The following is an 11533-nucleotide window of genomic DNA, read 5'->3' as shown; positions in this document are numbered from 1 at the left end:
CACCACCCGGCCGGAACGTGGATGTTTCCGGGCGTGATCCACACCACACCCGCCTCCGAGGTCGGGACCCCTCGCCGCCGGGGGTGGGGATCCCCCCACCCCCGGCCCCCGGCGCGCCCCCTCCCCGGGTCGGGTGGTGACGCCATGGCTCCGGCAGGGGGCCGATCCGTACGTTCTCGGTGGGCGCCGGACCAGCCGCGTCCGCCGCCCCGGCACCGCGACGCGCCGCCCCGTCCCGCCCGTCACCCCGGTCTCCGGGACGCGCCCACCACACCACACCACGCCACCACCACCCCCGCGCGCGGCCGACCCCCTCGACCGTGCCACCGCCCCTTCCGGCGGTGGCACCGACCCTTCCGACCGACAGAAACCGGAGCCCGCCATGTCCCAGGCCACCGTCCTGCCCCCGGCCGCCGCCGCACCCGCCGCCGCGGCGCCCGCCCGCGCCGGGGGCGGCAGCGAGTTCACCCCGCTCCTGCGGTTGGTCAGGTCGCAGGGACTTCTCGAACACCGCCCCGGCTGGTACGCCCGCGGCATCGCGGTCAACCTCCTCGGCATCGGCGCCGTCGTGGTCGCACTCGCCCTGATCGGCCCCTCCTGGTGGGCGCTGCCCCTCGCCCTCCCCCTCGCGCTGCTCTCGGCCCGCGCCGCGTTCGTCGGCCACGACGCGGGCCATGCGCAGATCACCGCGAACCGCAAGGCCGGCCGGATCCTCCAACTCGTCCACGCCAACCTCCTCCTCGGCATGAGCCGGGAGTGGTGGAACGACAAGCACAACCGGCACCACGCCCACCCCAACCACCTCGACAAGGACCCGGACGTCGCGGCCGACATCCTCGTCTTCGCCGAGCACCAGACGACCGGCCGCACCGGACTGCGGGGCTTCCTCACCCGGCACCAGGCCTGGCTGTTCTTCCCGCTGACGACGCTGGAGGGCATCGCGCTCAAGGTGTACGGCGTACGGGCGCTGCTCGCGAAGGACGGCCCCTGCCGCACCCGCAGCGACCGGCTCGTGGAAGGCGCCCTGCTCCTCGCCCACTTCGCCGGCTACACCGCCCTGCTCCTCGCCTTCCTCGCCCCCCTTCAGGCGCTCGTCTTCGCCCTCGTCCACCAGATGCTGCTCGGGGTGCACCTGGGCATGGCCTTCGCCCCCAACCACAAGGGCATGGAACGGCCCGACGAGCACGCCGACGGCGACAGCTGGGGCCATCTCCGGCGCCAGGTCCTCACCTCGCGCAACATCCGGGGCGGAGCCCTGACCGACTGGTTCCTGGGCGGCCTCAACTACCAGGTCGAGCACCACCTCTTCCCCAGCATGCCGCGACCCCACCTGCGCCTGGCCCAGCCGGCCGTCCGTGCGCACTGCGCGGCCCTGGGCATCCCGTACACGGAGACCGGCTTCGTCGACTCGTACCGCCAGGCCCTCGGTCATCTGCACGACGTGGGGGCACCCCTGCGCTCCGAGGCGGCCGAGTAGGGTCGCTGACGGTCACATCCGATGTGATCATCGGTTCGGCGGTCGGTGCTCCGGTCCGCCGGGGAGCGGAGAAGGGGAACCCTCGCCATGAGCGACGGCACGGTCACCACCGTCAGCAGCAACGGCACGTACACGTTCACGAAGCCCAACCGGGCGGGCATCACCCTCCTCGCCGGGCTCGGGGTGGAGGGCGACGTCCACGCGGGCGTGACGGTCAAGCACCGGTCCCGCGTCGCCCAGGACCCCACCCAGCCGAACCTGCGCCAGGTCCACCTCATCCACGCGGAGCTCTTCGACGAGGTCGCCGGAGCGGGCTTCGAGGTCGCCCCCGGCGACCTCGGCGAGAACGTCACCACCCGGGGGATCGACCTCCTCGGCCTGCCGACGGGCGCGCGACTGCACCTCGGCGCGGAGGCGGTCGTCGAGATCACCGGGCTCCGCAACCCGTGCGCCCAGATCGACGCCTTCCGGCACGGACTGCTCAAGCAGGTGCTCGGCCGCGACGAGAACGGCGACGTCGTGCGCAAGGCCGGGATCATGGGAGTCGTTCTGACCGGCGGCGACGTGCGCCCCGGCGACCCCATCCGCGTCGAGCTGCCGGTCGGCCCGCACCGGCCGCTGGAGAAGGTCTGACCCGCGCGCCGCGGCCCGCCGGCGCCGGCACGCGGGCGCGCCCCGGAGACGACCGGCGCACGGCTCGGTGAGGGCCGGGGCGGGCACGGCACGTGGGTCGGCGATACGTGCCCGGGGTCGGTGGAGGCCGGTACGTGCCCGGGGGTGCGGAGGCCGGTACGTGCCCCGGGGGCGGTGAGGGCCGGTACGTGCCCCGGGGTGTGGTGGAGAGCGGTACGCGCTCGGGGAGCGGCGGAGACCGCCGGCCGCCCCGGGGCGCGGTGGAGACCGTCAGTCGCCCCGGGGTGCGGTCGAGGCCGGCATCCGCCCGGGGGACGGTCAGGTCGGTCGGACGGCCATCGCGTCGAGCCCTTCCAGCAGCGCCGGCAGCCGCGGGCCGCGGGCCACCGGCATGACCTCGCCCGGCAGCTCGTCGAGGAGCACGAACGCCATGTCGTCGGGCCGCGCCACCAGCGACCAGCCGGGGCCGTCCGCGCGCAGCGTCCGTACGCCGCCGTCCGCTTCGGTGCCGGAGGACCGGACCCGGCCGACCGGCGGGGGCTCCTCCAGATAGCCGCGGAGCTGGTCGAGGGCCCGGCGGACTCCCGCGTAGGGGTCGGAGGCGGCGTCCGCGGTCGGGGCCGCGTCGGACCGGTCCGCTCCCGTCGCCTCGGCGGCCGGGGGCGCCTGCGGCGCCGGGGCGGGCGTCGCCCGTGCGCGGGACGGCCTCTCGAACCAGGTCATGGGCCTGGGCGCGGCCTCGCCCGGGACGGCCGCGGGTGCGACGGCCGGCGCGGGTGCCGCGGACCGCTCGGGCGGGGTGGCGGTCGTGGACGGGGCCGGGCCCCCGGAAGGCTCTGCCGTCCGGTCGCCGGCCGTCGTCGCCGCCGCGGCTGCGGCCGTCGGCTCGTCGTCCGTCACCTGGCTGCGCCAGGAGGCCCAGTGGCGCCCCACCTCGTCGGCACCGAGACGCCGCTGCGCGGGCCCCCAGACATCGCCGGACGGCGGTACCAGCGGGGCGGGATCGCCTTCCTGGGGTTCCGGGTCGTGCGGGTCCGGCACGCCGGGCGCGCGGGTGACCACCGCGAGGGGCCAGCCCGGCAGCCCGGCGACCACCGAGTCCTCGTCGGGCGACAGGTCGTAGGCCATGCCGCAGTCCCAGGAGGCGATGGCCACGGCGACCAGCGACACGTCGTCGACGACCACCGTCCAGCGGGCGCCGAGCCCGTCCTGGCCGAACACGAGGCCGTAGCCCTCCGCGTCCGGCCGGAGTCCGAGTGCGGCGCAGGCCGCCGGGTAGTCGTCGCCGAGGACGCTCGGGAAGCGCGCGGGCGTCAGCAGTGCCGCGGTCAGCACGTACAGCGCGTCGGCAGCGCCCTCGACCTCGGCCTCGGCGATCGGGTCCGTCCCAGCCACGCATGCCTCCCCATCTGGTTGTCGGCGCACCTTAACCAGTGAGTAGGGAGGCCTGTCCAGAGCCGCGCGTCGTGACCTGCATCGCCGTGCGGCTCGGCCCGGGACTCCCGCGCTCGCGTCCGCCCCGGTCCGTGTCCGCTACGCGTCGGCCGCCGGGCGGGGCGCCGGCCGCTCCCGCAGACCGAGGAGCGAGCGGGCCACCGTCCCCGGTGACTCGTTCCGCTCCCGGGCGAGGGTGAGGAGCGCACGGCAGGCCAGTTCGTTGACCCCGAACGACAGCATCCCGGGGGAGACGCGGCTCGCCGCCTCCTCCGCGCGGGCCGGATCGTCCTCGGCGCACGCGGCCACGTACTCGGCGGCGGCCTCGAAGAGGTTGTGCCCCTGCCGGGGGCGCGGGGGCGCCGGCAGGGCCGCCTCCGGTGTCCGCCGGGCGGACGGAAGGAGCTTGCGCAGTCTTGCGGGTACCCGTGCCACGCCGCACCGCCTCTCCCGGGCACGACTGCCCGGCACGATCCACGGTAGTCAGTGAAGTGCCCGGAAAGAAGGGTGCGTTGAGGCCGTTCGGGAAGCCCCGGGCGGCCCTGCCGGTCCTGGCCGCGGCACGCCGGCCTGCGGGATCAGGAACGGCGGGCCGACGGGGTGTCGGGATGTGCCCGACGGACAGGAGCCGGAAGGGCGGGCCTGCGGGACGCCGAGGCCCGCCCTTCCGGCGGGGCGGAACGGGCCCTAGCCGCCCGCGGTGCCCCGCCGGCCGGGTGGGGCGGCGTCCTTGAGCAGGGGGAGGTTGCGCTCGACGGCCCGTTTCCAGGAGCCGTCGGCGATCATCTTCTCCAGCGCCCGCCGGATGGCGCCCTTGGCGTCGCCGCCCTCCGGGACGCCGATGCCGTACGGCTCGTCGCTCGCGTCGAAGCCGGCGAGCCTGAAGCGGCCCTTGTACGGGTCGCGCGCCGCGTAACCGGCGAGGAGCGTGTTGTCGGTGGTGACGGCATCGACGGCACCCGAGTCGAGGTCGGCGAGACAGGCGCCGTAGGTGTCACGGTTCACGACCTGTGCCTGGGGGGCGAGGGACGTCCTGATCCGGAGCGCGCTGGTGGAGCCGGTCACCGCGCAGACCCTCCGGCCGTTGAGGTCCGTCGGGCGGGTGACGGAGGTGTCGTCCGCGGGGAGCAGGACGTCCTGGTGGGCGGTGAAGTAGGGGCCGACGAAGTCGACCTTCTGGTCCCGGGCGGAGGTGATCGTGTACGTGGCCACGACGAGGTCGACCTCGCCGCCGGTGAGGAGCGATTCGCGGGTGGCGCTCACGGCCTCCTTCCAGACGATGTCGGCGGGATCGTGGCCGAGCGCGCGGGCGACGTAGGTCGCCACGTCGACGTCGAGACCGGCGTAGGTGCCGTCCGTGTTCTTGAAGCCGAGTCCGGGCTGGTCGAACTTGATACCGACGGTGATCGGGCCGCCGTTTCCCGTCGGCGCCGCCCCGGAGGCGCCCGAGGAGGGCGACGACGAGGCGGAGGAACCCTGACCGCCCGGCCTCCCCTCGTCGCCGTCGTGGCCGCCGCCGAGCGGGAGGAGGTTCCAGAGGAGGGCGCCGCTGACGGCGACGGCCACCCCGGCCGCCGCGTACAGGCCGCCGCGCCGCCTGGGGCCCGCGGGGAGCCCGCCCGCCGGCGGTGGAGGCGCGGGGGAGGGGGCTGTGGCGGTGTTCGCGGCGGGATCGACGAGCGGGCGCTGCGGGTGCCCGGCCTCGCGGGGGACGCGGTCCTCCGGCGCCCGCCCCGGCCTCGGGCGGGACGGCTGGGGGGTCGGGCCGCGCTCCTCGCGCGGGGCGGCCGTGCCGGCCGTCTCCTCTGCGCGGGCGAGCATCCGGTCCAGCGCCTCGCCGTCGGGGCGCGCCGCCGGGTCTCGTACGAGCACGGCGGTCAGCACTCCGGTGAGGGCGCCGGCCCGCCGGGGCGGGGGGACGTCCTCGCCGAGGACCGCGGCGAGCGTCGCGAGCGTGTTCGCCCGGCGCAGCGGATGGCGGCCCTCCACCGCGACGTACAGGGTCATGGCCAGCGACCAGAAGTCGGCGGCCGGGCCGCCCTCCTCGCCCCTGACGCGTTCGGGCGCCATGTAGTCGGGGGTGCCGATGATGGAGCCGGCGGCGGTGAGGGCGGTCGCCCCGTGGATCGCCGCGATGCCGAAGTCGGTGAGGACGGGCTGTCCGCCGGGCCGGATGAGCACGTTCGGCGGTTTGACGTCCCGGTGCTGGATGCCCGCCGCGTGCGCCGCCCGCAGCCCCGCGAGGATCCCGCGTCCGAGCGTCGCGGCCTCGCCGACGGAGAGGGCGCCGCGGTCGAGGCGGTCCTGGAGCGAACCGCCGGGCACCAGTTCCATGACGAGCCAGGGATACGTGCCCTCGCCGCCGTCCACGATGTGATGGACGGTCACCACGTGGGGGTGCGCCACGCGTGCGAGTGCCCGGGCCTCGCGCAGCACCCGGACGCGGAGTTCGCTCGCGGCCCCGGGGTCGTACTCGGCCAGCGAGGGGTCGGGCGGGCGGACCTCCTTGAGGGCCACGTCCCGGTGGAGGGCGAGGTCGCGTGCCCGCCACACGGTGCCCATGCCGCCCCCGCCGAGCCGTTCCACCAGCTCGAACCGATCGTCGACCACCCGCGCCACTCACAGCCCCCTCCGTCGGACCGGCCGGTCCGCTCCGACTCTGCCACATCGGGAGGGCAGCTCCGGCCGGATCGGGGAGGGGGCTCACCGCCCGTTCGAAGGGATGCGCCAAGAGACCCGCGGGGTCGCATCGACGTTCGGGCACACGGGTGGTGGCGCGGTCGGCCGGGCCCTCAGGCCTCCCGGACGGCCAGGGCCAGGTAGCGCGCGTCCTCGTCGACGTAGCGCACGAGCCGCCAGCCCGCCTCGCCGAGTACGGGGCGGAGGCGGGGCTCCGCGCGCAGGTCGTCCGGGGTGATCGTGCGGCCGTGGCGGGCCGCGAGGGCCGCCCGGCCGATCGGATGGAAGAGCGCGAGCCGGCCCCCGGGCCGTACGGCGCGCGCGAGTTCGCGCAGATCGGCCACGGGGTCCGCGAGGTGGGAGACGAGCCCCGCCCCGAAGACCGCGTCGAGGACGCCGTCCCGGACCGGCAGCCGTCCGACGTCGGTGAGCAGCAGCGCCGCCGTGCCCTCCGTGCCGCCCCGCCCCGCGGCGACCGCCCGTTCGAGCATCTCGGGCGTGAGGTCGGCGCCCAGCACGGTGCCGGACGGACCGACGGCGGCGCGGAGCGGGGTGAGGGCGCGCCCGGTGCCGCAGCCCGCGTCGAGCACCGCGTCACCCGGGCGCAGGCCGAGCTCCTCCACCGCGGCCGCGTAGGCGGGGCCGTCGTCGGGGAAGCGGCTGTCCCAGTCGGCGGCGCGGGCGCCGAAGAACTCTCGGACGTGTGTGGGGTCGTCGGTCATGAGCCCATGATTCCGCACCCGGAGGAGTGACCGCCCCATGTGCACATGTGGTGCGCACTCTCTGCGTACACGTTCGAGCGCGGTGCGATCGTTCGGGATCAGCTCCCTGTCATATTCCATCAGCTTTCGAAATGCGCCCCAGATGCGCCCCCCGATGCGCACTAGCGTCCCGGAGCCATGGGACACCTGGACCACGCCACCTTCGGCTGGCTGACACCTGCACTGTCGTACGCGATGGCCTGCGTCGGCGCCGCCCTCGGGCTGCGCTGCACGGTCCGCGCCCTCGACGCGACCGGCCGCTCCCGCCGCAACTGGCTGCTCACGGCCGCCTCGGCGATCGGCACCGGCATCTGGACGATGCACTTCGTGGCGATGCTCGGCTTCGGCGTGACCGGCACCGACATCCGGTACGACGTCCCGCTCACCATCCTCAGCCTGGTCGTCGCGATGGCCGTCGTCGGCGTCGGCGTGTTCGTCGTCGGCTACGGACGGGACCCGGTCCGCTCCCTCCTGATCGGCGGACTCACCACCGGGGTCGGCGTGGCGAGCATGCACTACCTGGGGATGGCCGCCCTCCGGCTCCACGGCGAGGTCCGCTTCGACCCGCTGCTCGTCGGACTCTCCGTGGTCATCGCCGTCGTCGCCGCCACCGCCGCCCTGTGGGCGGCCCTCCACATCCACGCGCCCGCGGCCGTCGCCGTCGCCTCGCTCGTCATGGGCGCGGCCGTCAGCAGCATGCACTACACCGGCATGCTCGCCGTGCGGGTGGACGTGGCCCCCTCCGCCGCGCCCCTTCCCGGCGCCACCGTCATGCAGTTCATCTTCCCGCTCGCCGTCGGCCTCGGCTCCTACCTCTTCATCACCTCCGCGTTCGTCGCCCTCTCGCCGACGGCCGGGGAACGGGCGGCCTACGCCTCGGCGGGCCGCCTCACCGACGAGCGAGCAGTGGACGTCGCACCCCCCGGCTTCCACCCCGCCCCGCCCCTCCGCACCCCCACGAGCTGAACCCGACCCCGCACGCCGCGCACCAGAGACCGCCGCAGCCGGAACGAGGAGGCCATGCGAACTCCCCGCAGGACCAACGACGCAGAGGCGCCGGCGCCGCCGTCGGCGGCCGCGCGCGGGCGGCGCGCACACGCCGGCCCGCCTGCCGACGAGCAGGGCGGACCCGCCCCAGACACCCCCGCGCGCACCGCCGGCGCGGGACACGCGGCGGGCCCCGCCCCCGGGGCACGCGCCCTCCTCGCCACCGGCCGTACCACCGGCGGTCCCTCCGCCGCCGCGGCGCACGGCACCCGAACCCCGGACCCGCGGCGCGGCCTGCGGCCCCGCACCGTCCGCGCCAAGATCGTCTCGCTGCTGATGGTCCCCGTCGTGTCGCTCCTCGCCCTGTGGGGCTTCGCCACCGTCACCACCGCCCAGGACGTCGCCCGCCTCCGCCAGCTCCAGCGCGTCGACGCCGAGATCCGGCTGCCCGTGACGGACGCCCTCGCCGCCCTCCAGGACGAACGGCGGGCCGCCGTACGGCAGGTCGCCGCGCCCGGCGCCACCCGGTCGGCCGAGCTCAAGGACCGCATCCGCCGCACCGACGAGGCCGTCGACCGCCTCCGGCTGGACGACACCCACACCGTCGGCGACACCGGAGACCTCCCCGCCGGAGTCGGACAGCGGGTCAGCGCGTTCGTCGGCAAGGTCGCCGGCCTCGCCCGGCTCCGTACCGCCGCCGTCGACGGCCGCGCCGACGGCGACCAGGTGTACGAGGAGTACACCGCGACGGTCTCCGCCGCCTTCGCCGTCGGCGGCGCCCTCACCGGCATCCAGGACACCCGGCAGGGCTCCGACGCGCGCGTGCTCCTGGAATTCGGCCGGGCCGGCGAGATGCTGGCCCGCGAGGACGCCCTCCTCACCGTCGCCCACCTCACCGGCCGGTTCACCGACGGGGGACTCCGCGCCTTCTCCGGCGCCGTGGAGACCCGCCGCACCCTCACCGCCTCCGCCACCGCCGACCTGCCCGCCGCCGACCGCGCCGCCTGGGACCGGCTCGCCGCCGGCGGAGACCACGCCCGCCTCACCCGGGCCGAGGACCTGATCCGCGCCGCGAACCCCGGCCGCCCCGCGGCCCAGGCCGTCCCCAGCGCCGACTGGGACGACACCCTCGCCGCCGTACGCGCCGGACTCACCGCGATCGAGACCGACGCCCGCACCGCCGCGGCCGACCGCGCCGACCCCGTCGCCGGCGGAGTCCTCACCGCGGGCGGCGCGGCGGTGGTCCTCGGCCTCGCGGCCGTCGCCGCCTCCCTCGTCATCTCCGTCCGCATCGGCCGCGGCCTGGTCGTCGAACTCGTCAGCCTCCGCAACACCGCACTCGGCATCGCCCACGGCAAACTCCCCTCCGCCATGCGACGGCTGCGCGCGGGCGAGGACATCGACGTCCAGGCCGAGGCCCCGCCCGGCACCCTCTCCCAGGACGAGATCGGCCAGGTCGGCGAGGCCCTCACCACCGTCCACCGAGCCGCCCTGTCCGCGGCGGTCGAGCGCGCCGAACTCGCCAGCGGCATCTCCGGCGTCTTCGTCAACCTCGCCCGGCGCAGCCAGGTCCTCGTCCACCGCCAGCTCAACCTGCTGGACAGCATGGAGCGGCGCGCCGACGACCCCAACGAACTCGGCGACCTGTTCCGGCTCGACCACCTCACCACCCGCATGCGGCGCCACGCCGAGAGCCTCATCATCCTCTCCGGCGCCGCCCCCGGCCGCGCCTGGCGGATGCCCGTCCCGCTCACCAACGTCGTCCGCGCCGCCGTCTCCGAGATCGAGGACTACGCGCGCGTGGAGGTGCGCCGGCTCCCCGAGACGGCCGTCGTCGGCGGCGCCGTCGCCGACCTCACGCACCTCCTCGCGGAACTCATCGAGAACGCCGCCCAGTTCTCCCCGCCCCACACGAAGGTCAGGGTCAGCGGCGAGCCCGTCGGCAACGGCTACGCCCTGGAGATCGAGGACCGCGGACTCGGCATGGGCAAGGAGACCCTCGCCGAGGCCAACGCCCGCATCGCCCAGTCCGAGGCCCTCGACCTCTTCGACAGCGACCGGCTCGGCCTCTTCGTGGTCAGCAGGCTCTCCTCCCGCCACGACGTCAAGGTCCAGCTGCGCACCTCCCCGTACGGCGGGACCACGGCCGTCGTACTGCTCCCGACCGACCTCCTCCAGGGCGCCCTGCCGCCGGGCGGGCCCGCAGGCGCGACCGGCCACGAGACCGACACGCCGCCCGCCGGAACCCCGAGGGCGCGCGATCCCCGCGCGCCCGTCGCCGGCCGGGGAGAGCCCGGCCCGGACCACCGGCAGAGCGGCGACGAACGGACCGCGGGCGACCGGTTCGACGGCGGCTTCCGTCCCGGCCGCCCCGGCGCCGACCCGCGTACGGACGCGGCGCGCGCCGCACGCGAACGCGAGGAGGCGCAGCGCGCCGAGGCCCGCCGCTTCGGCCGCCCCCAGGTCGCCCGCCCGCCCGCGGAGTCCGGACCGCCCACCGCCGGAGGCGGCGCTCCCACCGGGCCCGTCCCCGTACCCCGCAGGACCGCCCCGCAGCCGACGGGCGGTCCGCGACCCGGCACCCCGCCCGAGGCGGCGAGCGGCTCCCGGCCGCCGGTCCCGCCGCAGGCGCCCGCGTCCCCGCGCCCGCAGCCCCTGCCGCGTCCGACCGTCGTGCCCGCCCTCGCACCGCCGCCGGAACAGGGGCCGCCCGCCGGGGTCACCGAACTCCGCCGCCGAGGCCCCTCCGTGCCGCCGCCGGCACGGGAGCGGCAGCCCGGCACGCCCGCGGGAGGAACCGGACCCGCCGGGCCCCGGCACGCCGGACACGGCGACGAGGCCGAGGGCGAACTGCCCCGCCGGGTGCGCCAGGCGAGCCTGGTCCCGCAGCTGCGCGAGGCGCCCGCCCCGGAGCCGCTGTCCGTGCGGGCCGATCCGGGCCCGGCGTCCCGCACCCCCGAGGTGGTCCGGGACCGGATGGCCGCCTACCGCGACGGCTGGCGGCGGGGCGGCGGCGCGGCCCCGGGCAGCAGGCGCCCCCTCGGCCCCGGCACGGGCCACGAACCCGGTCACGGCACCACCCCCCTCGACGACCCCCGCCCCGAAGGAGACCAGCCATGATCGACCACGAGAGGATCTCCCACCACCGGTCCGGCGAGCTCGACTGGCTCCTCGACGACCTCGTCATGCGGGTCCGGGAGGTCCGCCACACCGTGGTGCTCTCCAACGACGGACTCGCCGTCGGGGCCTCCAACGGCCTCAGCCGCGAGGACGCGGAGCACCTGGCGGCCATCGCCTCCGGCTTCAACAGCCTCGCGAAGGGAGCGGGGCGGCAGTTCGGGACCGGCGGCGTCCGCCAGACCATGGTCGAGATGGACGACGGCTTCCTCTTCGTCGCGGCCGCGGGGGACGGGTCCTGCCTCGCCGTCCTCAGCGCGGTGAGCGCCGACATCGGCCTCATCGCCTACGAGATGGCCCGCCTCGTCAAGCGCGTCGGCGAGCACCTGCACACCCCGCCGCGGCTCACGGTGACCCCGCCGGCCGCCGGCTGACCCGGAGAAGT

At 76.4% G+C, this 11533-nt stretch carries 9 protein-coding genes; 5 read left to right on the top strand and 4 right to left on the bottom strand.

Annotated elements, in window-relative coordinates:
- The first annotated feature begins 382 nt into the window (after window positions 1-382).
- Both ACY0MR_RS02435 and ACY0MR_RS02430 read left to right on the top strand, forming a co-directional pair.
- A complete protein-coding gene (locus ACY0MR_RS02435) occupies window positions 383-1477 on the top strand; it encodes an acyl-CoA desaturase (protein ID WP_473558735.1) in 1095 nt (364 codons plus the stop codon).
- Between the two features lie 87 nt (window positions 1478-1564).
- Window positions 1565-2110, top strand: coding sequence for an MOSC domain-containing protein (locus ACY0MR_RS02430; protein WP_388799853.1), 546 nt, complete (start codon window positions 1565-1567; stop codon window positions 2108-2110).
- 318 nt (window positions 2111-2428) lie between these two features.
- Here the strand turns inward: ACY0MR_RS02430 and ACY0MR_RS02425 are convergent, their stop codons facing one another.
- From ACY0MR_RS02425 to ACY0MR_RS02410, 4 genes are all read right to left on the bottom strand, one after another.
- Complete coding sequence (locus tag ACY0MR_RS02425) at window positions 2429-3505, bottom strand: hypothetical protein (protein WP_473558732.1); 1077 nt, start codon at window positions 3503-3505, stop codon at window positions 2429-2431.
- Between the two features lie 138 nt (window positions 3506-3643).
- Window positions 3644-3979 carry a hypothetical protein gene (locus ACY0MR_RS02420; protein ID WP_473558730.1) on the bottom strand — a complete coding sequence of 112 codons (336 nt, stop codon included), beginning with the start codon at window positions 3977-3979 and terminating at the stop codon, window positions 3644-3646.
- A gap of 252 nt (window positions 3980-4231) precedes the next feature.
- Complete coding sequence (locus tag ACY0MR_RS02415) at window positions 4232-6106, bottom strand: bifunctional serine/threonine-protein kinase/glutamate ABC transporter substrate-binding protein (RefSeq protein WP_473561653.1); 1875 nt, start codon at window positions 6104-6106, stop codon at window positions 4232-4234.
- Between the two features lie 230 nt (window positions 6107-6336).
- Complete coding sequence (locus ACY0MR_RS02410; protein ID WP_388799862.1) at window positions 6337-6945, bottom strand: class I SAM-dependent methyltransferase; 609 nt, start codon at window positions 6943-6945, stop codon at window positions 6337-6339.
- 177 nt (window positions 6946-7122) lie between these two features.
- Here ACY0MR_RS02410 and ACY0MR_RS02405 point away from each other — a divergent pair, with 177 nt between their 5' ends.
- From ACY0MR_RS02405 to ACY0MR_RS02395, 3 genes are read left to right on the top strand one after another with little or no spacing between them, the layout of a single operon-like run.
- Entirely contained in the window at window positions 7123-7950 is an 828-nt protein-coding gene (locus tag ACY0MR_RS02405; RefSeq protein ID WP_473558726.1) for an MHYT domain-containing protein, read from the top strand.
- A 54-nt stretch (window positions 7951-8004) separates the two neighbouring features.
- On the top strand, window positions 8005-11091 hold the full coding sequence (locus tag ACY0MR_RS02400) for a sensor histidine kinase (protein WP_473558724.1): 3087 nt from the start codon (window positions 8005-8007) through the stop codon (window positions 11089-11091).
- The gene (locus tag ACY0MR_RS02395; RefSeq protein WP_361858069.1) at window positions 11088-11522 is read left to right on the top strand and encodes a roadblock/LC7 domain-containing protein; all 435 of its coding nucleotides are present in this window, start codon (window positions 11088-11090) and stop codon (window positions 11520-11522) included. Before ACY0MR_RS02400 ends, ACY0MR_RS02395 begins: the two co-directional genes overlap by 4 nt.
- The last annotated feature ends 11 nt before the right edge of the window (window positions 11523-11533 follow it).

It is taken from the genome of Streptomyces sp. JN8 (assembly GCF_055808075.1).
The sequence above is the reverse complement of the archived record's forward strand: the minus strand, read 5'-3'. Positions and strand labels throughout refer to the sequence as shown.